Annotated in this window: 22 protein-coding genes and 1 pseudogene; 18 read left to right on the top strand and 5 right to left on the bottom strand. The window is 52.9% G+C overall.

The genetic code is table 11. The features are described 5' to 3' along the window. The first annotated feature begins 2 nt into the window (after positions 1-2). The gene (locus ACYVSB_RS04450; RefSeq protein WP_125601810.1) at positions 3-797 is read left to right on the top strand and encodes an alpha/beta hydrolase; all 795 of its coding nucleotides are present in this window, start codon (positions 3-5) and stop codon (positions 795-797) included. 185 nt (positions 798-982) lie between these two features. Here the strand turns inward: ACYVSB_RS04450 and ACYVSB_RS04445 are convergent, their stop codons facing one another. Together ACYVSB_RS04445 and ACYVSB_RS04440 are read right to left on the bottom strand one after the other, a co-directional pair. After that, positions 983-1,552: a helix-turn-helix domain-containing protein gene (locus ACYVSB_RS04445; RefSeq protein WP_461218579.1), complete on the bottom strand. Its 570-nt coding sequence runs from the start codon at positions 1,550-1,552 to the stop codon at positions 983-985. 92 nt (positions 1,553-1,644) lie between these two features. Then, positions 1,645-1,830: a hypothetical protein gene (locus ACYVSB_RS04440; RefSeq protein WP_461218578.1), complete on the bottom strand. Its 186-nt coding sequence runs from the start codon at positions 1,828-1,830 to the stop codon at positions 1,645-1,647. 296 nt (positions 1,831-2,126) lie between these two features. Here ACYVSB_RS04440 and ACYVSB_RS04435 point away from each other — a divergent pair, with 296 nt between their 5' ends. The 10 genes from ACYVSB_RS04435 to ACYVSB_RS04390 all read left to right on the top strand — a co-directional run bounded on the left by ACYVSB_RS04435 (position 2,127) and on the right by ACYVSB_RS04390 (position 16,076). Further along, on the top strand, positions 2,127-2,252 hold the full coding sequence (locus ACYVSB_RS04435) for a hypothetical protein (protein ID WP_461218577.1): 126 nt from the start codon (positions 2,127-2,129) through the stop codon (positions 2,250-2,252). A gap of 593 nt (positions 2,253-2,845) precedes the next feature. After that, complete coding sequence (locus ACYVSB_RS04430; RefSeq protein WP_125601804.1) at positions 2,846-3,625, top strand: glycyl-radical enzyme activating protein; 780 nt, start codon at positions 2,846-2,848, stop codon at positions 3,623-3,625. A 76-nt stretch (positions 3,626-3,701) separates the two neighbouring features. Then, a complete protein-coding gene (gene hypD / locus ACYVSB_RS04425) occupies positions 3,702-6,107 on the top strand; it encodes a trans-4-hydroxy-L-proline dehydratase (protein WP_461218576.1) in 2,406 nt (801 codons plus the stop codon). A gap of 24 nt (positions 6,108-6,131) precedes the next feature. Then, complete coding sequence (locus ACYVSB_RS04420) at positions 6,132-7,340, top strand: CD0519/CD1768 family membrane protein (RefSeq protein WP_125601799.1); 1,209 nt, start codon at positions 6,132-6,134, stop codon at positions 7,338-7,340. Between the two features lie 27 nt (positions 7,341-7,367). Next, entirely contained in the window at positions 7,368-8,171 is an 804-nt protein-coding gene (gene proC, locus ACYVSB_RS04415; protein ID WP_125601796.1) for a pyrroline-5-carboxylate reductase, read from the top strand. 162 nt (positions 8,172-8,333) lie between these two features. After that, positions 8,334-9,149 carry an aminoglycoside adenylyltransferase domain-containing protein gene (locus tag ACYVSB_RS04410; protein WP_461218575.1) on the top strand — a complete coding sequence of 272 codons (816 nt, stop codon included), beginning with the start codon at positions 8,334-8,336 and terminating at the stop codon, positions 9,147-9,149. Between the two features lie 143 nt (positions 9,150-9,292). Beyond that, positions 9,293-10,834, top strand: a complete 1,542-nt coding sequence (locus tag ACYVSB_RS04405) for a hypothetical protein (protein ID WP_461218574.1) — start codon at positions 9,293-9,295, stop codon at positions 10,832-10,834. Between the two features lie 57 nt (positions 10,835-10,891). After that, the gene (locus tag ACYVSB_RS04400) at positions 10,892-11,908 is read left to right on the top strand and encodes a hypothetical protein (protein ID WP_461218573.1); all 1,017 of its coding nucleotides are present in this window, start codon (positions 10,892-10,894) and stop codon (positions 11,906-11,908) included. A 218-nt stretch (positions 11,909-12,126) separates the two neighbouring features. Next, complete coding sequence (locus ACYVSB_RS04395) at positions 12,127-15,264, top strand: SbcC/MukB-like Walker B domain-containing protein (protein ID WP_461218572.1); 3,138 nt, start codon at positions 12,127-12,129, stop codon at positions 15,262-15,264. Then, entirely contained in the window at positions 15,264-16,076 is an 813-nt protein-coding gene (locus tag ACYVSB_RS04390; RefSeq protein WP_461218571.1) for a DUF2399 domain-containing protein, read from the top strand. The genes ACYVSB_RS04395 and ACYVSB_RS04390 overlap by 1 nt, the downstream gene beginning before the upstream one ends. Positions 16,077-16,754: 678 nt before the next feature. Here the strand turns inward: ACYVSB_RS04390 and ACYVSB_RS04385 are convergent. Beyond that, positions 16,755-17,039 (bottom strand): hypothetical protein, encoded by a 285-nt coding sequence (locus tag ACYVSB_RS04385; protein ID WP_461218570.1) that lies wholly within the window; start codon positions 17,037-17,039, stop codon positions 16,755-16,757. A gap of 96 nt (positions 17,040-17,135) precedes the next feature. Here ACYVSB_RS04385 and ACYVSB_RS04380 point away from each other — a divergent pair. Both ACYVSB_RS04380 and ACYVSB_RS04375 read left to right on the top strand, forming a co-directional pair. Further along, positions 17,136-17,924, top strand: a pseudogene (locus tag ACYVSB_RS04380) (SGNH/GDSL hydrolase family protein); the annotation flags it as partial. Positions 17,925-18,130: 206 nt separating this feature from the next. Next, positions 18,131-19,111, top strand: a complete 981-nt coding sequence (locus ACYVSB_RS04375) for a chitosanase (RefSeq protein ID WP_461218569.1) — start codon at positions 18,131-18,133, stop codon at positions 19,109-19,111. A 105-nt stretch (positions 19,112-19,216) separates the two neighbouring features. On the opposite strand, the gene ACYVSB_RS04370 is transcribed toward ACYVSB_RS04375, so the two are convergent. Continuing rightward, positions 19,217-19,396, bottom strand: coding sequence for a hypothetical protein (locus ACYVSB_RS04370; protein WP_461218568.1), 180 nt, complete (start codon positions 19,394-19,396; stop codon positions 19,217-19,219). A 196-nt stretch (positions 19,397-19,592) separates the two neighbouring features. On the opposite strand from ACYVSB_RS04370, the gene ACYVSB_RS04365 reads away from it, so the two are divergent. Next, entirely contained in the window at positions 19,593-19,865 is a 273-nt protein-coding gene (locus ACYVSB_RS04365; protein WP_461218567.1) for a hypothetical protein, read from the top strand. Positions 19,866-19,944: 79 nt separating this feature from the next. Then, positions 19,945-20,094, top strand: a complete 150-nt coding sequence (locus ACYVSB_RS04360) for a hypothetical protein (RefSeq protein WP_461218566.1) — start codon at positions 19,945-19,947, stop codon at positions 20,092-20,094. Positions 20,095-20,256: 162 nt separating this feature from the next. Here ACYVSB_RS04360 and ACYVSB_RS04355 read toward each other — a convergent pair whose 3' ends face one another. Further along, positions 20,257-21,660 carry a C69 family dipeptidase gene (locus ACYVSB_RS04355; RefSeq protein ID WP_461218565.1) on the bottom strand — a complete coding sequence of 468 codons (1,404 nt, stop codon included), beginning with the start codon at positions 21,658-21,660 and terminating at the stop codon, positions 20,257-20,259. Between the two features lie 157 nt (positions 21,661-21,817). Here ACYVSB_RS04355 and ACYVSB_RS04350 point away from each other — a divergent pair, with 157 nt between their 5' ends. The 3 genes from ACYVSB_RS04350 (at position 21,818) to ACYVSB_RS04340 (ending at position 23,231) form a co-directional block, all read left to right on the top strand. Further along, positions 21,818-22,366, top strand: coding sequence for a phenylalanine--tRNA ligase beta subunit-related protein (locus ACYVSB_RS04350; RefSeq protein ID WP_461218564.1), 549 nt, complete (start codon positions 21,818-21,820; stop codon positions 22,364-22,366). Positions 22,367-22,371: 5 nt separating this feature from the next. Then, a complete protein-coding gene (locus ACYVSB_RS04345; protein ID WP_461218563.1) occupies positions 22,372-22,506 on the top strand; it encodes a hypothetical protein in 135 nt (44 codons plus the stop codon). A gap of 476 nt (positions 22,507-22,982) precedes the next feature. Beyond that, positions 22,983-23,231, top strand: a complete 249-nt coding sequence (locus ACYVSB_RS04340) for a hypothetical protein (RefSeq protein ID WP_461218562.1) — start codon at positions 22,983-22,985, stop codon at positions 23,229-23,231. The last annotated feature ends 71 nt before the right edge of the window (positions 23,232-23,302 follow it).

Raw genomic sequence — 23,302 nt, 5'->3', positions numbered from 1 at the left:
CAATGGCAGCGTGGTCGGCGTCGGCCACGGGAGTAAGGAAGATCGAGGGCAAAGTTTTGCAGAAGAAATTGAAGCAAAGTACCAAAATTTGGCTGGCAGTGATCGTCGGCTTGGTCAGCTTGGTGTTGATCGGGGTTGCCGTACTCAAAACGCAGAGCTACCAACCAACACCGCAGGCGGAAACGGTGGCGCAGCAATCCGGGCAGTCCCGCGATGAGGGTCTGTTTTTTGCCGCCAAAAAGCCACAAGGGCCCACGGTGATCTTCTATCCCGGCGCGCTAGTGGCACCGGCCAGTTACAGCCTGTGGGCCCAAAAATTGGCGGAAAATGGCCACAATGTTTATATTGCCCGCTTTCCCTTGGATTTGGCGGTTTTGTCAGGGAAACGAGCCGATCGTTATTTGCGGCAACACCCGAACGAAAATTATGTGATCGGGGGCCATTCCCTAGGTGGGGTGATGGCCAGTCGCTACGCCAGCCAGCATTTGAGCCCGCAGTTGAAGGGCGTTTTCTTCTTTGCCAGTTATCCTGACCAGAAAGGCGATCTTCACGGGACGGATCTGCCGGTGTTGTCCTTGATTGCCGGCCAAGATGGCGTTTTGAACCAGAAGCGCTGGCGTGAGGCGCAGGCATACTTATCCGCTCAAACCACGATCGCCCAACTGATTGCTGGCAACCACGCCGGCTTCGGCAGTTACGGCGCGCAAAAAGGCGATCGCCCGGCCAAAGTCAGCAACGCCGCGCAACAACGCTGGATCGTGACCGAAATGTCGGAATGGCTGGCCGAGTTGCAATGAGGCGGCTGTCCTAGCCACGAAATCAGCGCCGCCGCTGATTTTACGTGAGTGCAGTCGCTACTATTTTAGAAAAATAAAACAAAAAAACTCGTGATGACCAACACAATTTAGGCTCTGTGTGCTGGCTTCACGAGTTTTTTTAGTGCCCAATAGTCTGGAATCTTGGTCTAAGCATTGAGGCAGCTTCAACCGATTTCCGGATGATGGGTTTCTTGACCAGCTCCCGTATGAACCACGATCAAACGCACGATCTCGTCCGTCTGATTACCCCAATTGTGGAGTCGCTGAGAACTGAAATGAGTCGCGTCAGTTGGATACATTTTGAAGGTTTGATCGTTGATCACCAAAGTCAAAACGCCGCTGAGAACATAAATGAACTCCTCGCCTTCGTGAGTATAAGGCTCGGGGAGCTCTTTGTTTTCCCGCGGCAACAGCTCGATCAGCTCCGGCTCCATGGCCAGCTCACTGCTGTCGGGACTTAAAGTTTTGTAGATGGCCTTGTTGAACTTCTTGGTGATCTTCGGTTCATAACCGCGCATGATTACTTGCGCCTCATTGGCATCGTCATCAAAGAAGTACTGGATCGAAACATTGAAGATCGCGGCGATGGTCGCCAAGTGAGTGACGTCGATCGTCGTCAGCCCCCGCTCAAATTGTGATAGAAAACCGATCGAGATCCCGGTTTGTTCGGCCAAAGCTTTGAGAGTCATTTTATTTTGGGTCCGTAAGAGTTTAAGTTTGCCACCAATATTCATGAGTGTGAACCTCTTTCATTCGAATTTCTTGTTAATACTGATTATTGTTGAGTTTGCTTGAAAAAGCAAGTGGGTCGCGGCTGGAAACGTGCTCACCGCCCCAGCTCCCTGAGCTTAATTGCAGGTATGGTGGGGCGTTGCGCGTGAGCGCAACCGGGTCGGGCCATTTGTGCGGCTGGAACGCAGTGGGCGTCGTTTTGAGCCAATCCGCAAAGTACGCGGCTTGTCTCAAAATCGAGCCTTATTCTAAGCGGCAAAGCCGCAAAGAATAATTTCACTGCTGAGCCGCATGGCCCGACCCGGTTGCTGAACAGAATTGAGCCTATCTGCAATCGAGGCGAAGGATTTGACGAAGTATTTTTGCAAGCGAGAGGTCAAAACGATCGCCAATTTTTTTGTGGTACTGCAACATCAACGAATTCGGGGACGTAAGGTTGGCACATTTCGGATAGTGCCGACAGCATTATCTCACTTACTTAAACGGATTCGGGTTGGAAACCAATCAATTCAGTTAGTTCACTGAAAACTAGCTTTGTTTATCAGACAGACTGCGCTGGTGTCACCAATTTAAAGCTTGCACCCACTAACCACGGCCGTCAATTGCGTAGCACCCCATCAATTGGTGATAGCTTGCCCGATCGGCGTGAGCGCTCAAACGGCTGCTAAAACGTTGAGCGGCTGGAGCGGAGCGTGGCGTTGAGACGTGCTTCACACAACTGACTTCTGCGCTTAACTACGCTAGGCTTCTGGAGGCTAAGACCAGCCTTCAAAATCCTAGCTAGGTTAATGCTCAAAGTCAACCCGTTGTGTTCCGCACTCTGGCGTTGGTGGATCGTTTACTAGTTGGCGGAAGGCCGGGCTGGGGGTGAGTCAGGCGCGATATTATTGTTGGCGATTTATCGTCTACAATAAGGCCGAGCTTGAAGATTTTCGGTGCACTTCCGAAAAGCTTCAAGTCGTGCCCGCCGCGTTCCACCACCCCCAGCCCGACCTGGAGCCCCACTACATCTGCCAACCACCAACGCCACGCGCAGCGCAAGCTGCGGCCAACCTACTTTCAACCAGCGCCAACCACTTCGTCCAAGTCAAACTGAAAATTTGACACCAAAATGAAATTATCGACGATTAGACCTTGATAGTTTCATGAGAATGAATTATACTGTGGTTGCTTGTTAAAATAATTATATCACAATAACCACAAACATTCAGTTAAATCAAGTGGCTTACGAATAGAAAACGTTTTATCGAATCAGCAAGCTTGATTTCATGATTTTGAAAAAAGGAGGCTGTTTCATGCAGCAACCATTGATCTTCAATGTGCAGAAGTTTTCGACCCACGATGGTCCGGGAATCAGGACGACGATTTTCTTCAAGGGCTGCCCGATTCGGTGCCAGTGGTGTCACAATGCGGAAAGTCAGAAATTTACCGCGGAACGAATGCTGGATAAGAATGGCGTACCCCAATTGATTGGACGAACTTACGAGATCGATGAATTGGTGAAATTGGTGGCGCAAGACCAACTTTTCTATGATCAGTCTGGCGGGGGCGTGACGTTCTCCGGAGGTGAGGTCATGGCGCAGCCGTTGCCGTATTTGCTGGCTTTGGCTCAGGGAATCAAGCGCCGCGGGATCCATTTGGCGATCGATACCTGTGGGGTGGTGCCCCAGAAGAATTTGGCGGCGATCTTGCCTTATGCGGATCTGTTCCTTTACGATTTGAAGTTCATTGATTCCCAGTTGCATCAGCGTTACACCGGCGCGGGCAACGAGAAAGTTCTCGACAATTTGAAATTTTTGAGTGATCAAGGTGCGGTGATCGATCTGCGGTTGATTTTGTTGAAGGATCTGAATGATACCGAAGAAATGTTGCAGCGAACCCTGGCTTGGGTCCAGGAAAACCAGATTCGGATCGCCCGAGTTAGTTTGTTGCCATATCACGATTTCGGTCGGGATAAGTATCGCAAATTAGGGCGTGAATGCACGCAAAACTTCGCCGTGCCCACCGATGAACGTTTGGCGGCGATCAAGGCAGCCTGGGAGCAGCGTGGCGTGCCGGTGAAAATCGGCGGTTGATTGGCTGCCATTGGATAATTTGTTTGCACCAGCTTGACGATGACCTGTTTCAGGACAATTTTAAGGAGGAATTACCATGACGTTATCAGCAGTTGCCCCAACGTATCGCCGCGGTTCCACGGAGCGGATCAAGAATCTACGTGAAATCAGTGAGAAACAGTATCAACCGAGTATTTCAATGGAACGGGCGGTTCTGTTGACCGAGGCTTATCAGAAATGGGAAGGCAAGGTTTCGGCTCCGGTGCTTCGCGGTTTGTCTTTCAAATATATGATGGAACGCCGGACGCTTTATTTGGAGCGGCATGGCATTATTGTTGGCGAGAAGGGTGAACGTCCATGGGCGGCGCCGACTTTCCCAGAGCTGTGCTGTCACACCATGGCGGATTTTGCCAACATGAATGATCGCGAACATGTCTTTTTCAAGGTTTCGGCGGAAGATCGGCGGATCCAAGAAGAAACGATCATTCCTTATTGGCATGATCGGGCCTTGATGACACGGATGAATCAGTTATTGCCCGAGGAATGGCACAAGTTGTTTGACGCTGGCCTCTATACCGAATTCTTGATGCAACGGGGACCAGGGCACACGGTGGCTGATGGCAAGATCTATCAAACCGGTTATTTGGATTTCATGGCTCGCATTGATGCGGAATTGGCACAAATCGATTATCTTGGCGATCAGCGCGCCTTGCAACGGCGGGATGAATTACAAGGGATGCGCTTGGTCTGTGAGGGAATGATTATCCTAGGCCAACGTTACGCAGAAAAGGCGCGGACTTTGGCGGCGACCGAAACGGATCCGCAATGGCGGCAAGAGTTGCTGGAGCTGGCTGAAGTTTGTGATCAGGTCCCAGCCCACGCGCCGCAAACGTTCCGGCAGGCGGTGCAAATGTATTGGTTCACTCATATTGGGGTCACCAGTGAAATGAACAACTGGGACGCTTACTCACCAGGCAAATTGGATCAACATTTGGAGCCGTTTTACGATGCAGATCTGGCTGCGGGGCGGTTGACGCGAGCTGAAGCCAAGGAAATCTTAGAGGATTTGTGGATCCAATTCAATAATCAACCGGCACCACCAAAAGTTGGCATCACTTTGAAGGAAAGCGCGACTTATACTGATTTTTGTAATTTGAATACCGGGGCGTTGCGGCCGGATGGAACGTCGGGTGTTAGCGAAGTGTCCTATTTGATCTTGGAAGTTATGGATGAAATGAAGTTGTTGCAACCTTCCTCCAACGTTCAGATCTCTAAGAAATCGCCGGAGCATTTCTTGAAAGAAGCCTTGAAAGTTTCACGTAAAGGCTGGGGGCAACCCGCGTTTTACAGTTCCGAAGCAATCATTCAAGAGTTGATGAATTTAGGTAAAAGTCTGGATGACGCTCGTGATTCCGGGATCGCCAGTGGCTGTGTCGAGACGGGCTGTGCCGGCAAAGAAGCCTATGTCCTGACGGGCTACCTGAACATTCCTAAGATTTTCGAATTGGTGTTGAACCGCGGTTTTGACGCCTATACGCAACAACAAGTGGGCTTAGACTTGGGCGATCCGACCACTTTTACCAGTTATCAAGAGTTGTATGACGCCTTTCAAAAACAGATGAAATATGTGGTCGATGTCAAAGTTGCCGGGAATAACTTGATTGAACGGATGTATATGGATCAAATGCCAGTGCCACTGTTGTCTGTGATCACCGACGATTGCATCAAGCAGGGGATCGACTATAACGCTGGTGGCGCGCGGTACAACACGAGCTATATCCAGTGCGTCGGGGTGGCCACGATTACTGACTCGTTGGTTGCCATCAAGAAGAATGTGTTTGAGGATCAGACCGTCACCATGGCAGAAATCTTGGCGGCTTGCCAGGCAGACTTCGCTGGACATGAGGCGACTTTCGACTTGGTTTATAACCAGACGCCGAAATACGGCAATGATGATGATTACGCTGATCGGGTCTTGGTCACGGTCAGTCATACCTTGCAAGACGTGATTGCCGGACGGAAAACGCCGAAAGGTTCGCGGACGGTGGTGGAATTCTTGCCAACAACTTGCCACGTTTATTTCGGGCAAGTGATGCAAGCAAGTCCAAACGGGCGTCATGCGGGGATCCCGTTGCCCGATGGCATTTCTCCGGAAAAAGGCGCGGATCGTCAAGGCCCAACCGCGGTGGTCAAATCAGCGGCGAAATTGGATCAGCTGAAGACTGGTGGAGCGCTGCTGAACCAGAAATTTACGCCAGCGGTGGTTGCCGGTGAACAAGGTCTGGCCAATCTCGCCAGCCTGATCCGGGGTTATTTCGCCATGGATGGTCACCATATCCAGTTCAATGTGATCGACAAGGCGACGTTGTTGGATGCCCAGGCACACCCGGAAGATTACGAGGATTTGATCGTGCGGGTCGCCGGGTATAGTGATTACTTCAATAATCTGGATCGCGCCTTGCAAGACGAGATCATTCAACGAACGTCACAAGAATTTGCGTAAATCGAGAAGGTAGAGGGAACAACGATGGAGCTCAGCAAAAATAAACCAATCGATGATCTGGGCGTCGACGGTAGTAAATATCGCAAAGAGGTCAGTCGCGGGACATTTTATTGTCTGGCCTTCGTCGCCGTTTTGGGAACTTATTTCTCCAGTGTCATGGGATTTGGCACGATGTTCAGTGTGCTGATGAAGACGGCTCATGATCTGATTTTGAATACGGCGTTCTATATTATGGGTGTGGCGGTTTTGGCCGGGACTTTATCCAGCGTCTTCTCTGAATTCGGGGTCACGGCGCTCCTGAACAAATTGTTAGCGCCGATCATGAAACCCTTATTCAATTTGCCTGGTGCGGCTGCGCTAGGCGCGATCACCACATATTTCTCAGACAATGCCGCGATCGTTATGGTCGCGCAGGATCCGGCCTATGCCAAATATTTCAAGAAGTATCAATGGATGACCATGATCAACTTCGGGACGACTTTCGGGATGGGCATCATTATTTCTGGTGGGATCTTGGGCATTCAAGCGGGCAAATACGCGGCCGCTGTGGCGCTGGGAACACTGTGCGCGATCATCGGCGGGATCGTCGGCAACCGCATCATGATGCACAAAACTAAGAAAATGTTCGGCGTCGAAGCTGACGTGGACGCGAAGTACTTGAATCAAGCCATCAGTAGTGAGGCGCCTAAAGGCTATCGGCGTGTGCGTGAAGGCACGCCAATGCAGCGCGCGTTGAACGCTGCCTTTGATGGTGGCAAGGCGGGAGTCGATCTAGGCTTGTCAATTATTCCAGGGATTCTGATTTTTACCACCTTGGTGATGATGCTGACCAATGGCCCCTCGATTGTTGATGGTCAGGCGGTGTATAAAGGTGTTGCCTATGAGGGCACAGGCTTATTGACCATGCTCGGTGAGAAATTGTCGTTTATTTTGACCCCGATGTTCGGGTTCGCTAACGGGGAGATGTTGAGTCTGCCGTTGACTTCGTTGGGGGCATGCGGTGCCTCAATCGCCGGCGCCAAGCAAATGGCCGAAGCTGGGTTGATCAACTTGCATGATATGACGGTTTATTTCGCCATCGCGTTGTGCTGGGCCGGGTTCATGTCTTCGACCCCGTCGATCGCCGACACCTTGAAGATCCGGAAATTGACCACATCATCATTGGTGGCCCAATTGATCGCCGGCATTGTTGCGGGCATCGTCGCCAATTATTTAGCGTTACTGATTCTTTGATTTTATTGAAAAGAGGAAGCGGAAATTATGAGTAAAACCATTGGCATCATCGGAGGCGGCAATATGGGCCGGGCGATCATGGCCGGCTTGATCAAGGCACAACTTTATCCAGCAGATGCTGTCTTGGTCTATGACCTGAACCCAGCCGCCTTGACCACCTTACAAACAGAATTGGGTGTGCAACCCATGAATTCGGCGGCCGAGTTGGTCGCGACCGCGGATGTCGTGGTGATCGCCGTCAAACCACAAGTAATTGATCGTGTTTTGACCCCACTGCGCGCGTCGTTTCGCGCTGAGCAACTGCTGATCTCGATTGCGGCCGGCGTCACGTTAGCTCATTTAGGAACGGTTTTGGATCCGAAATTGAAGCTGGTTCGGGTCATGCCCAACACACCAGCGTTAGTCGGCGCCGGGATGGCCGGGGTCGCTGTCAATTCGCAGGTGACCGCGGCAGAACAGGCGACAGTGTTGGCGATCTTCAACAGTTTCGGGCGCGCGCAATTGGTGCCTGAAGACTTGATCGACGCTGTAGTGGGGCTGTCCGGCTCGGGTCCGGCCTACGTCTATCTGTTCTTGGAGGCGTTGGCGGATGGCGCGGTCGCCGAGGGCATGCCGCGGCAGTTAGCCTATGAATTCGCCGCTCAAACCGTCTATGGCGCCGCCAAAATGGTGTTGAGTACTGAGGAACATCCCGGTGTTTTGAAGGATATGGTTTGCTCGCCCGGAGGCACCACGATTGCTGCCGTCGAAGTGTTGGAAGAGCATGCCTTCCGCGGAATCGTGATGGCGGCTGTCCACGCTGCCACCGAGAAGAATCGTCAATTAGGTTAATATGATCAGGTCCGAATGAATTCAGTCAACTTTGAAACTAGCACAGGCAAAATTGTGCTAGTTTTTTTGGCGTAAATCGTTATGATTGAGATAGGGACTGCCGCCGAGTCGAATTGCGCTGGCGCTCGAGCCCGAGTTTCAGCTAGGTAGGAGGTGCTGGTGATGGCCAGCGAAATGGATCCGCGAACCGCGCGGTTATTGACCCAATTGAAGCAAACGAGTTTGACTTTGTTCGGCGCGAATCTGGTCGGCGTTTATTTGCACGGCTCGCTGGTGTTGGGGTCATATCAGCCGGCGGTCAGCGACTTGGATTACTTGATTGTGGTCCGGCGACCGTTGACCTTGGCGGAAAAGCAGGCCTTGATGACGGTCACTTTGCAACAGTTGTGGCCGTTGGCGCCAGCAAAAGGGTTGGAGTTCCATGTTTTGGTAGCCGGCGCGGTCCGCCATTTTCAGGACCCCTGTCCCTTTGATTTTCACTTCTCGCCGGCGCATTGGCAGGCTTACCATGCGGATCCGCAGCGTTATTTGACCACGATGCAGGGGACAGATCCTGATTTGGCGGCGCATTTGACGATCTTGCAATCTTACGGCCAAGTTTTGGTCGGGGCGCCGATCGCCACGGTGTTCGGCCGCGTGCCGGTTGCGGCCTATTGGGCCAGCATCGTCGCTGATGTGGCGGCCGCCTCCGCAGAGATCCAGCAAGCACCGCTGTACTTGACCTTGAACCTTTGCCGGGTCCTGGCTTATCAGCAACAGCGGTTGATCTTGTCCAAGGCTGGCGGCGGTCGCTGGGGCTTACAACACTGCGCGCCGGAATTTCGGCCGTTGATCGCCGCTGCGTTGCAAGCCTACCAAACGCAAGGGCAGCTGCTGTGGACCGCGACTGTGACGCCGAATTTGGCCCAGCGCTTTGCGACGCGGTGCTTACAGCAACTCGCCGGCGGACTGCCTGTTCAGCGCGGCACGGTTGACTGAGGCGACTGATGATCAGTAGGTGTTCCACTGGGGCGCTCACGCATCTAGGTTGAGGCGGTAAGTTTTACGCGCGTTTTGCCGTGAGATTTTCTCGGCCCCATTTTTCTGAAAAGTTCCGGAAAAAAAGTTGGTCAAAAACTGGTATGATTGAGTTTGGTGACATTTTGCATGAGGAGGTGGCCGGTATCGCCGTTCAAATCGAACCAGCGTTAAAGGCGCTGTTATTAGCGAGTAATCTAGGCCTGAGTCAAAATCATCGTTTGGCGGGCTGGCATATCCTGACGATTCTTTATCATGATGGCGGTCGCAGTAATCAGGCGACTACTTTGGATTTGCTGATCCAGAAATATAATGACGCTTATTTGGATGAGGCCGCCGGTGAAACACCGGTCACTGAGGCTGTTTTGAAGAAAGTCCTCGTCGTGTTGGAGCAACAGGCTCATTTGATTGAATCCGCGCCCCGCAAAGTTCGGCGCTATCTTTCTGAGGGCACCGCGCACACTGCCCAATCTTGGGTTTATCGCATCACCAGCAGTGGCATCGAGTATTTGACGATGATGCAGCGGGTGGTGGAGGCAGAGAACACAGTCACTGCAAACATTACCCGGATCGATGAGTATTGTGATTTGGTCAAACGACTCAGCCAGCCGGTGTTGGAAACGGGCAATACCCAACTATACAATGATTTCAGCAATATGCTGGTGGCCTACGCCGATGTGATGAAGGGGATGCACAAGTTAGATGAGGATCTAGATGAGGTGACCAACGACTTGGCCTTCAATCATGGCAGTGAGTTGGCGGCCCATTTACAGGAAATGTTGCAGCGACAAGCGGTGCCCGCCTTCAAGAAATTGATTGACCAGGGTCCGCGGTTGCGGTTATTGGTCCATTCGACGACGTTTGCCCAGCAAGTGGCGTTGAGCCAACAAGGTCGCGATAATTTAGATGTGAGCCACGCGTTGCGGCAAAGTGAGGCGCTGGTGTTGAAGTCGCAACAAATGCAGGCCTATGTGCGCCGCGAATTGCAGCGGTTGGTTTTGAGTTTTGACTTTAGTAGTAGCGCGATCGATACCAGTTTGGACACGGTCTATTTCCTGTTTCAAACCATCATGGGCGCAGGTGAGATCTTGAGTCAGGAATATGAGCATATCCAACGGCAGACCGTTGATGTGAAGCAGTTGACCAGTCAGCTGGATCAATTAATGCGGCAGTATCAAACGGTGAGCATCAGTGCGCCCCTGCCCCGACATCTGGCTTTGGATCGCGCCGTGGAAGACGAAGCCGATCTGTTGAACGCCACTACCATGGGACCAGTCCGTTATCAGGCGCAGACCAAAACGCGGGCGGTCGCCACGGAGGCGGATAATCCGCAGGTGGTTTTGCCAGCGGCGGTGGTCTCGGACAGTGTTCGGGGTTTGGCCGAGTTCAAGCGGTTAGTCTTGCAAACGGCGGACTATGGTCGGGTTGATCATGATTTGGTTTTCAGCACCCAGTTGGCGCGAGATGTGGTGATCCATTTGTATGAAGCCACCGGTTATCAACATTATGAGAGCTTCACTCCCTTTGGCCGCGCCGTGAAAAAGGTGCAGGCCTTGCCTAAGACGGGTGTGATCCGGTTGCAAGTCAGCGGTGAAAGTTATAGCGCCTTCTTGCCCGCGGGCTTCGCGCTTTGGTTGGCGGAGTGAGCGCGGCTGACGGAACTTGGACTGGGAACGATTTGGTGAAATAAAGGAGGACGACAAATGGTTCAGATCCATCAAAACCAGCGCATGATCATCAACACCTTGTTTGATCAAGGGGTTTTCACCAATGGCACTACCCCCAAAATGCCTCAGCGCCAAATCGACGCCGCTAATGCCAGCAAAAAGCCGTTGACTCAACAACGGATCAGTTCGTTTTTGCAAGAGTTGTTAGGCGTGATCCCGACGCAATATCAAGGTAATTTCGCTTTCTTATTCGGAGCTGATAGTCTGGAGCCAGCGGCCGTCCATGTCTTGTTGGCGACGCTCAAAGCCGTGATCAATTTGCCGGAATTACAAAATAATCTTGAAGATCGGGCGGTAGCTACTCGGACGATCATTCGCCAGGTCCATAGCGAGGTGGTGGAACTCAGTGAGTGGCAGATTCGCGGGGTGATCAGTCAACTGTTCGTGGACCAAATGGGCTTGTTCGTTGCTGGTGTGCCTGAAATGGTGGATCCAGCCACCAGCGATCCCCAGGAAGTTGATGATTATTGGATCGTTGACGTGAATTTCAATCAGGTAGCCCAATGCTTGGTGGATCGGCTCGTGAACCCATCTGTGGCGTCAAAACTAAGTCTAGGGCAGCGAGTCAATCAAGCCTTGTTATTACGACAATTCTTAAGTCCCCGGACTGCGCCGGAATTGTGGCCGTTTTTGCGGGAACATCAGGCCGAGATCGCGGCGCAATGGGCGCAGTTAGGCCGTTTTGAGCTGGAAATGGGTCAGGACTATGCCTTGTTGCTGGATCGTCAGCGCCAACCGAGCACGGCACAACCGTTTATTTTAGCGATTGCGGTGGCCCAATCTTTAGGCGCCGGAATTCCCGTGGCGGCGCTGAGTTCGCGAATCAACGCGGTGGCTGCCCGGGTGTTGCCTCATTATCAAGGGGGCACGACGCCAGTTAAGCAGGCGTTGTTGACCAACGGCCTGGCCCAAGAACACGCTGGTTTTGTGGTGCCAACGATTTTGGCCAGTCGCTTTGCGGTGACAGACCAGAGTGCGAGCGACCCCGGTTAGCGCTTGAGCATTAGCCTAGCAACTATTTTGGAGGCTGGTTTATGCCTCCGGAATAGTTGTGTAGCTAAGCGGAAGAAGCTAGGTTGGCGAACACATTTTGAGCCAGAGTGCGGAACACAACGGGTTGACTTTGAGCATTAACCTAGCTAGGATTTTGGAGGCAGGGCTTAGCCTCCGGAAGCCTGGCGTAGCGAACACGTTTTTAAGGAGGAGTCCCGATGAGTTTAGCGGAACATTTAGTGCCGATCAGTTTCCATTTACGTCAATTTAATTTGTATCCCAGTCTCGACTTACAAGCCGCGGCTAATGGTAATTTGACCCTGGTTGGGGAGAACGCGGTGGGCAAGACGACCTTGGCGAATTGTTTCTTCCCCATGCTGGTCAACGGGTCCATCGCGACACCTTCCTTTAATCCAGAGAAGAATTTCGATCGGCTAGAGAAGCAAAGCGCGCCCCGGAGTAGTCAACAAGACGCGCGAACTTTTGAAAGTATGTTACTGGGTTGGGGTCCGGGGGCGATGAAAGTTCGGACTGGTTATGTCTATCAAGTGTTGCGCTCCCGCTATCGCCAAGTGATTTTGGGGTTAGGCGCGCATCGAGCGGTGGGGGATCCGCGCAAGCCGACTTGGTGGTTTGTGGTGTTGAGTTCCGACCCTCACGCCCACTTGAATTTGGTGACGACGGATGAACAGGGTCAGGGCTTGGATCAGACCGAGTTTGTTGCGGCCAATCACGAATTGGGCGAGCAACTGCACGTTTTCGAGCAGAACAGTGAGTACCAACGCTTTGTTGCAGCTAAAATCTACGGCTTTACTGACAGCCAGGATCTGACCCGGTTGGCGGCGGATTATCGCATTTTAGCCTCGCCGATCCTCACCGCGGGTAACGGCCGGTTCGCGCCGATTTTGACCGCTTTGAAAAACGCCCAAGAAGGCATTGATCCCAACTTCATTAATACAGTTGCTGAAACTCAGCGGGAAGTTAACCAAACTAAGCGTAAATTGGCCCGGATCAAGTTTGCGGAGAGCCGGTTGAACCGACTGAAGAAGCAATTGTTTTGGCGTAATTTGAACCGGATCAACGAACTTTACTTGCAGCCCTTCAGCCAGTTGCGTGAAGAGTTGGATCAGTGGCGAGGACAGGCCGCCACAGCGGACCAGAAAATCACCAAGTTGACGAAGCAACGGACGATTTTGCAACCGCAATTAGTCCAGTTGGAAGCGAAGATCGCGGCGTTACAGGAAGCATTGGCCCAGCAAAACAATTTGCAAAAACAACGGCGAAATTGTCAGCAGACAATCAAGACGACCCAAGCACTATTAGCGAGCGCCCAGCGGCAAGCGGTTTTGATTGAGAAATATCAGCAACGGCAGGCGGAATTGGCCCAGCAGTTGATCACGGAGGCTGAGGTGGGTCAAGTCGCGACCACGGCCTTGAAGCAAGTTTTAGCGCGAATCAATGGTCGGGCGCTTAATCTGCCGGAGCTCACGGAGATCTTGACCAACAATACCGATGATATCGCCTTGGCGCCGCGTTTAGCGGAATATTTGGTGCAACAACGGCGGCGCCAGCAGGAATATCAAGCGCTGGAACAAAGCGCGAACCGGGCCAATCAAGATGTGACCTTGGTTCACGGGATGAGTCAAGAAATGGATCAAGCCATCGACAATCGGGCCCAATCCCCGCTGTATACGCGAGTTCGCGAAGGCCTGCACCAAGATAATCAGCGGATCCATCAGCATGGCGCCCGGCGCATTGATCAGGCGGCCCAGGGCTTGCGCGATCAACAGCTGGCGTTGGCGCAGGAGTCAGCGGATTTTGACTATCTCTGGCAGCATGCCACCATTTTCGAACAACTCCAAGCGCAACAAAGCGACTTGCAACAAGCGGCGGACCAGCTGGCCAAAAGTCAACGGGCGCAAGCACAACTGCAACGGGAACAAGCTAGTGTTAACCAAAGGCTGGCGGAAACCCGCGCTGGTTTGTCGGCTGATTATGACGTGCCCAAGTTGCAAGCGGCGTTGGCCGACCTCCAGCAACAATTAGCTGGACTGGTCCTCGATCAGACAGTGGCGCCGAAGTTAGACAAAGCGCTGGATCAACGGCGTAAGTTACAGCAACAACTGCAAGCGTTAAGCAATCAAATCAGCCAGCAAGAAGAGAAAGTCGCCAATGCCCAACGTGAAGTCCAACGGTTGACGGCGCGAACGCAAGCTTTGACTGCTACCGGGCAGGAAGCGTTACAAACGATTGCGCCTTTTGATCCGATGGAGGTGACCTTACCTGATTTGTTGGCGGCCGTTGCCTTTGTCCAACAACACCGTAGTGAGGTGCGGACCCATCCTTTTGGTAAATTGAGTGAGCAGATCCGTCAACTATTGGACGCGCCCACGCGTCAAGGTCAAGATCAGGCCAACAATGACCAAGCCTTGGATGTGATTTTTACTGAATTGGGCTATGAAACGGTGGCCGCGGCTATGCGTACCCACGGCATCAGCGCGGGGGAAATGACCGTGGTGGCGTTTGACTTGAATGAAGCCTTGGCAAAACTGGCAACGGATATGGTCCATGTGCAGCGCGCGTTGGATCAGCGAACGAGTAATAATGACTTGGCGAAGCGAACTTATTTGGCCGGCGCCACCACTAAAATCGAGGATCAGTATCGTTTGATCGCCACTTATAATCAGATGCTGGCCCAAGGGTTTACCCATGAGCAAAGCATTAAACTCAAGGTCGCTTTGACTCCCGTGACGGTCAGCCAAGCACTGATCGATGAGGTGTTGAGCCCACAAACTGGCGCGACTAGTCCGCTTTTGCAACAAGAAGTGGCGCAACGCTTGAATCAATTGGCCAATGATACCGAGGGCGCCGCCGATCCTGAGGCTTTCACGGCGAGGGCCCAAGAATTATTGGATACCCGGGAATGGTCGGCTTTCAAGGTGCTGATCAAACGCCGCCAAAGCGCTGAAGGCGACTATGAAGAAGTCGACAACAAGTTCGTTCAATCAGGTGGTTCCGGCGCGGAAAAAGCCCAGGCCATGGTGTTGCCGCTGCTGTTGGTTCCGAAAATGATCTTGCGCCGCGCCCGCCAGCAAGACGCGCCCTACTTGGTGATGTTTGATGAATTTGCGGACAAGTTAGACCCGGAAACCGCGAAATCCTTCGCGAAAACCATCGCGAATTTCGGCTTCAATTTCATCGCCACCATGCCCAGCGGCGGTCAAAACAAAATTCTGGCGGATGGGGTCGATAATTTGGTTTATGAAGTGATTGCGCCGCCGCGGCGTAATGATGGGAATTACTATGCCAATATCGTTCAGCCAGCGTTGATCTGGCGCAAAAGCGAGGCTGACTAATGGATCCCTACCAAATGTTTTATACGGCGCAGACGGGCCAGGACGCGCCAGCTGAATCCGGCCAGTTAGCGCCGTTGTTTGACCAATTGGCGGCTGGCAAAGTGTTGCCGCCCCGTGGCCAACAAGCGGTGGAGGCCGGCTTGACCGCCCATGAACTGAATGATCCCCAAAGCAATCCGCCCCTGTATCGGTATTACCAATGGATCCTGACCCATTATTTTCAACCAGAGCAGGTCCGAGAAATGTCGGCGAAGTTGATTGGAATGGCTTTTGTTTGCGCCAACCTGTTCGCAACGGACTTGCCCCAACCTTTGTCGCTGAACCCCTGGCAATTACCGGCGCTGTTGACCTTCCCACTGCGCCAGCAAAAAGCGGTGATCATTGAAAATAACGGCGTTTTCGTCTGGCTTCATGCCCATCACCCCACTTGGCCGTTGATCGATCAGCAGGGCAATGACTTCAACGCGACCTATTTGCGCCTAATGCGGAACTTAGAGGTGCGGGGCGTGCAGTTCGCCTATTTAGGTGACTTGGATCAGGCGGGAATCAGAATGGCTGATCATCTTTTCGGTGAACTCCAGCAAACGCCGATCACCACGTTCTTAGCGCTGCAAAGTGTCAGTAATGTGGCCCGCTGGCTGGCGCTCTATGGCAAAACTGATTCCCGGCGCAGTCGCGATTGCCCCATCAAGCAGCCTTTACTACGTCAACAATTGGATTCGATCCATCTGTTCGGCAAATTTGTTGAACAGGAACAGCTTCTAAATGAATATGAAACCTTGATCCAATCATGGCTGGATCGCAAAACATGAGCCAGACGGCCGGTTTGAGCGGAAAGGTCTTAAGTGGAGTCTATTTAAACAAAAGTAGATTGGCCGCAGCTTGAGCTGCGCGTGGCGTTGGTGGTGGGCAGATGTGGTAAGGCTCCAGGTCGGGCTGGGGGTGGTGGAACGCGGCGGGCACGACTTGAAGCTTTTCGGAAGTGCACCGAAAATCTTCAAGCTCGGCCTTATTCTAGGCGGCAAAGCCGCCAAGAATAATATCGCGGCTGACTCACCCCCAGCCCGACCTTCCGCCAAACGAACAAACGAACCACCAACGCCAGAGTGTGAACCGACCTTCATTACTTCTGAGCATTAGCCTAGCCAGAATTTTGGAGGCTGGGCTTTGCCTCCGGAAGCCTGGCGTAGTTAAGCGCAGAAGTCAGTTGTGTGGAGCACGTTTCAACGACACGCTCCGCTCCAGCGGCTCAACGTTTTAACAGTCGTTTGAGCAGTCCCGCCGATTGGCAAGCTATTGCCAAGTGATGAGGAACCCCGCAAATGACGACCGTGGTTAGAGGTTACAAGCTTTAAATTGGCGATACCAGTGCAGTCTGTTTGATGAATAGACCTAGTTCTCAGTGAATCAGCTGAATTGATCGGTTTTTATCCACGGATTGTTCAGGGGACAGGTAAAGATGTTCAACCAACGCAAACTGTACCAACCAACTAATCCAAACCGGTTGGCATTGCTGTACCACCAAAAGTGTGATGGGTTTGACCTCTAGCTTGCAAAAGCACTACGTCAAATCCTTCGCTTCGATTGCAGATAGGCTCAATTCTGCCTAGCAACCGGGTTGGGCCATGTGGCTCAGCAGTGACGTTATTCTTTGCGGCTTTGCCGCTTAGAATAAGGCTCGATTTTGAGACAGGCCGTGGGTCTCGGATTGGCTCAAAACGATGCCCACTGCGTTCCAGCCGCACAAATGGCCCGACCCGGTTGCGTTCACGCACTCCCACCTGCAATCAAAGCAATTCAAAAAATTCGCCGAAAAATTCAAGTAGCGATTTTAGAAGAATGATTTTGAGAATAATTTTGAAAGAAGTCTGATGAATTTGGCAATATCTAGAACTGCTTTGACCGAACCTAGACAAAAATGGACGGCCCAGCAGGAACGCGGCTGGTTCCAAACGGCCGCCACCAGCGCGAATCGAGCATCACGCCGTCAGCGCCAACAGCGGCAACCACAACGCCAGCGCCGCCAGCATCCTAGCCCTTGGGCCGCGGAAGCGCCGGGCAATGCGGCCGGCTTCGCTCCGGCGACCTTGCCGCTAGACGTTGCGTCGCCACTAGTGGGTCGGCGGATCGCTTTCTTAGGCTCGTCAATCACCTATGGCGCCGCATCGTTGGGCGTTTCCTTCGTAGATTACTTGCAAACTGGCGCCGGCGTGATCACCACTAAATTGGCGGTCAGCGGCACTACCTTGGCCGGACCCAGCGCCGATAGCTACTGGGCTCGCCTGCAACGCGAATTACCCCTGGAGCAACCCTTGGATCTGTTTGTTTGCCAGTTGTCGACCAATGATCTGGGTCAGGGCAAAGCGCTGGGGCAGATCACCCCGGCTAGTCAACGGGATGATTTTGCGACAGCGACGACTTTGGGCGCAATTGAGGCCATTTGCGCGTATGTTGAGAAGCACTGGCATTGTCCGTTGGTTTTTTACACCTGTGTCATCATGGGAACTGAACCGCGTTATCAGCAATTGATCAGCGAATTGTATCATCTGCAAGCCAAATGGCGGTTCGCCGTGATCGATTTGAACAGCGACCCCACGGTGACGGCCTGGACGCAAGCCCAGCCACTGGCGATGTATGACGGCATTCATCCAACCCAATTGGGGTACCGCCAGTTGTGGACGCCGATTTTCCAAGCGGATCTGGCGGCGATTTTAGCGACGACTCCGGCGAATGGTGAAGCGGCCACGGGCGGTATTTCCGCATTCCCCGCGTCCGCGCCATCTTTGCCGCCGGCTCCACAAGCACAATTGCCACAAGCAACACGGCCAACACTGGCGTTGCATTGGCCCCAACAGGCAAAGCCCCGATGAGCAAAATTCGTCGCGTTAAATGGGTGCTGTTGTCGTTGCTCGTTAGCGGCAGTTGGCTGCTAGGCTTGAGCGGATGCGGCGCGCCGACCAAAATGCCGACCGACACTGATCAGTCCGACACAGATTGCTCCGACACCAATCGCCCACGCCAGCGTCAAGCCCAAGCGAATCGCTCAAATCAAAGTCGGTCTGGCACAGATCGTTCAAGTCAAACTCAAGCCAGCGCCAATCCGACTACGCCGCCGACGATTGCCAGCGGCCGCTTGCGCAAGATCACCTTCGCCTTGGTCGCCAGCGCCGAAAACTCGACGACCGCTTATCAGTCTGCCTACCGCTACATCGAAGACATCGGCGATGGCCGCGGCTACACTGCAGGTATCATCGGCTTCACCAGCGGCACCGGCGATCTGCTCCAAGTGGTTCAGCGCTACCAAAAATTGGCCCCTAAGAATAAGCTGACCCAATACCTGTCAGCGCTGCGCCGGGTCAATGGTACGGCATCACATCGTGGTTTGGGAAAACCTTTTGTCCGCGCTTGGCGGCAAGCCAGCCAAGATTCCAAAATGATCCAGGCACAAAACGAGATCGTCCGCGAAGAATATCTGGATCCCGCCGTAACTTACGCCCAGCGCGACGGCCTGTCCCCCTTAGGTCAGTACCTTTATTACGACGCGTTGGTGGTCCATGGCCCCGGAACCAAGGCGGAGACCGACAGCTTCCAAGGCATTCGCGCCGCCGCGTTGAGAAAGGCCCCAACACCTGCCCAAGGTGGCAAGCAAGCCACCTATCTCAAAGCCTTTCTAGCCGCGCGCCAACCGGTCATGTTGGCGGAAACGGCCCATCAGGATCTGTCGCGGCTGCAGGTCCAGCGGCAGTTGATCAAGGCCGGCAACTTCCAATTGAAATTACCGTTACAATGGCGCATGTATGGTGATCAGTACCACCTGACCGCCGCCATGGTCAAGCAGTTGCCCTGATAACGTTCTTTGAATAAAAAAATCGTCGATCTTAATTGATCGGCGAATTTTTTTGAGTTGCATGGATTGCAGGCGGAGGGTGTTGCGCGTGAGCGCAACTGGGTTCTATTCATGATTTTTCGCTTGATGGCAGAGGAGTTGGGTTTGGATGGGGACGCAACCGGGTCGGGCCATTTGTGCGGCTGGAACGCAGTGGGCATCGTTTTGAGCCAATCCGCAAAACCCGCGGCTTGTCTCAAAATCGAGCCTTATTCTAAGCGGCAAAGCCGCAAAGAATAATTTCACTGCTGAGCCGCATGGCCCGACCCGGTTGCTAGGCAGCTATCTGCTTATCTGCAATCGAAGCTGGATATCTGACAAAGTGCTTTTGCAAGCTAGAGGTCAAACAATCGCCCATTTTTGAGGTGGCACGGCAATGCCAACGGATTTAGATTTGTTGGTTGGTACAGTTTGCATTGGTTGAACATCTCTACTTGTTTCTTTGACTATTCGTGGGTGGAAACCGACCAATCAAACTGATTCGCTGAGAACTAGGCCAGTTCATCAGACAGACTGTACTGGTGTCACCAATTTAAAGCTGGTAACCACTAACCACGACCGTCAATGGCGTGGTTCACCATCAATTAGCAATAGCCTGCTGGTCGGCGTGAGTGCTCAAACGGCTGTTAAAACGTTGAGCGGCTGGAGCGGAGAAATTCGGGGTGAGATCGCCGTGAAATGGTTGAGAGTGCGAGCCGACCTGGTCAGCTTCTGAGCATTAGCCTAGCAACTATTTTGGAGGCTGGGCCTTGCCTCCGGAATAGTTGCGTAGCTAAGCGGAGGAAGCTAGGTCGGTGAACACGTTTAGCGGTTTACCGCTTAGGTCAAGGCCTGATTTTGAGACAAGCCGCGCACTTTGCGGATTGGCTCAAAACAGCGCCCACAGCGAGCTCACCCCGAATTTCGCAGCGCAAGCTACGGCCAATCTACTTTTACTAGGTTAATGCTCAGAAGCTACCCAGGTCGGTTCGCACTCTGTTTTGAAACGTGCTCCACACAACTGACTTCTGCGCTTAACTACGCTAGGCTTCTGGAGGCTAAGACCAGCCTCCAAAATCCTAGCTAGGTTAATGCTCAAAGTCAACTCGTTGTGTTCCGCACTCTGGTTAATCGTGCAATGTGAACTGTAATTTCATTTGTGGTTCGCCGAGCGCCAACATTTGGCCCAGCAACTTGTTGCTGTTGGCCATGGCGATCGCGGCCATTTTTTCATTAACGGCGGTCAGGTAGGCGGGTAGATCGGATTGCGCTGTGGCTTGGGCGTCGGTTTCGTGTTGCAAATGCCGGCAAGCGGCGACGGTGTTTTCTTCGAAGAGGTTCTCTTGGTCTTCGTAAAGGCCGAAGTTGCTATCGCCGATCAGCGCCAGGACATTGCTGAGCCAGTAAGCCTTGGACGGATCGCATTCGCCGGTGCCGCGGTAGCTAGCTGGGGTGTCGGTCACGTTGGCGTAAAATGGCACCACCGCATTGAAGGTGTTGGGACCAAACGCCAGCCAGTGGATCCCGGCGATGCTGGCGGGCACATCATTGCGGATTTGCAAAATGTGTAATTCCTGATTACGGTTGATCCCGATCGGCCGAAACTGCTTCCGTTGGGCGTCAGTGCCGGTGCCATAAGCGTCGTAGGGGGTATTTTGATAGTGGGAGCTGAGGACGAACTTTAGGTCTTCAATGGTGATCTTGTGGTTGGTGTGACAAATGAAGGGCAGGTCTTGATCGATCGGGTCCTGCACGCGTTCAGGGTTGAAATACTTTTGGCCGTACCACGCGCGGGCGTTGTTGTAGCGGGTATCCTTAATGGTGCTGCTACCAAAAATATGGCGCAGGTTGACTTGGTCGGGATCGGGGTTCAGGTGATAAGTCGCGATCAAATCGGGCAGGTCGTGGGCAAACAAGGTGTTGTCGGCGGCGAAGTCGAATTGATCGATGTTCAGGCGATTAGGCGCGATCACGTAGGCGTCATCGGGAATGCGGATGGCGGCCCAGTGATGTCCGCCGATGGTTTCGAAGTACCAGACTTCATCCTTGTCGGAAAAAGCGATCGCGTTCATTTCGTAGGTGCCATATTTTTCCAAAAGGCTGCCTAAGCGCAGAACGCCTTCCCGCGCGCTGTGAATGTAGGGCAGGGTGATCGTGGTCATGTCTTCTTCGCCCAAACCAGCGTCAACCAGTGGGTCCACGCCCAAAATCCGCGAATTTGAGGTGATCGTTTCGGTGGCGGTCATTGCCACATTGGCGCTGTTGATCCCTGCCGCGGCCCAAGTGCCGTGCCCCGAAACCGCGTCCGGCGTGGAGGTATAGGCCAAAGGATCGTTCGGCAAATCTAGATTGAATTTGCTCAAGACCGCTTGATAATGCCGGGGTTGGTCCGCCGCCTTGACGAAGACGAATTTTTCCGGATTTAGCGGCGCGGCGCCGTCTTCGTTTCGCGCGATGATCGTTGAGCCATCGATCGATGCTTTCTTGCCAACCAGAACTGTGGTACATGAACCTTTAATACGTTTTGTCATTAAGCACACCTTCTCAAAAAGTTTACTAGACCATTGTAAGCCTCTGCCGGCAGAAATGCACGGCGCGGTCGGGGTGGGTGGTATAATATAAATATTAGTTTCTGCTTGCTTGTCAATCAAGAGTGGGCAGTTAAAAAAAGAAAGTGGGCGGTTTTTTATGGAAATCACGATCGCGCCTGAATTGACTCAGGTCGTCCCCAAGGCCAGCTTGTTGGTGCTGGATTATCAAGCTGAAGTCACCTTCAGCTCACCAGCGTTACAAGCCAAGTTCATCAAATTGGGCGCGAAGCAAGCGGCGCGCTTGGATCTACCAGTGATCGCCCAGATGCCCCAGATCGCCGCGACCCGCGCGGCTTATCGGGCTTTAGGCAAAGCGCAGGCCAGTTACCGCAATACCGCCGAGGCGATGTTGCGCCGGTTGGTCAAGGGCCAAGAAGTTTATCAGATCAATAATGTGGTCGAGATCAATAATCTGATGTCGATCTTCAGCGGTTTTTCCATCGGCTCGTATAATCTGAATGCCTTATCTGGATCGATCACGTGGCGCCCGGCGCCAGCGGGGGCTCAACCTACGCCGGGATCGGCAAAGGTCAGATCAACATTGCTGCGTTGCCCACGCTGTTCGATTCGGTCGGCCCTTTCGGCAATCCCACCATTGACAGCCGCCGCGCCGCGGTCAATTTTGACACTGCGATCCAGCCGCTGATGAGCGTGGTTTATTCCTTTAGCGGCGCCGAACCGTTGCCGGCCATGGCCACGATCTATGCCCGTTTATTGCGGGAAAATATCGGGGTGACCAGCGTGAAAGCGCGGGTGATCACCGCCGCCGGAAGCACGCCGGTGTAGCGGGTGTGGTGGGTTTGGATGGGGACGCAACCGCCTCAGGACGTTTGTCGTGGCTGGAACGCGGTGGGCATCGTTTGAAGCCAATTCCAAAAGCGGGAATTGTCTTCAAATCGAGCCTTATTCTAAGCGATAAATCGCTAAGAATAATCTCACCGCTGAGCCACACGTCCTGAGGCGGTTGCTAGGCAGAATTGAGCCTATCTGCAATCGAAGTTGAGTATTTGACGAACTGCATTTGCAAGTAAGCGGTCAAACAATCGCCCTTTTTGAGTGGTACGGCAAGGCCAACGGATTTGGATTAGGAGACCGGTATACTTTGCGTAGGCTGAACATCTCCACTCGTTTTTTTAACAATCCACGAGTGGAAAACCGATCTATTCAGTTGATTCGTCAAGATTCTGCTCGAGTTCATCAAACAGACTGCACTGGTGTCACCAATTTAAAGCTTGTAACCACTAACCACGGTCGTCAATTGCGTGACTCCCCCATTAATTGGCGATAGCTTGCCAGTCGGCGTGAGTGCTCAAACGGCTGTTAAAACGTTGAGCGGCTGGAGCGGAGAAATTCGGGGTGAGATCGCCGTGTCGTTATTCTTAGCGGCTTTGCCGCTTAGAATAAGGCTCAGCTTTGAGATTCGCGGGCTTTGCGAAGCTCAAAGTGACGCCCACAGCGAGCTCGCCCCGAATTTCGCAGCGCAAGCTGCGGCCAATCTACTTTTAGCGTAGCCCTCATACTTTTCGAACAAGTAAAAAACAGCCCGTTACCCCGATAGACGCCATGGCGTGAAGTCGAAAGG

It is taken from the genome of Lapidilactobacillus salsurivasis, from assembly GCF_054785215.1.
This window is presented reverse-complemented; position numbering and strand designations above follow the sequence as displayed.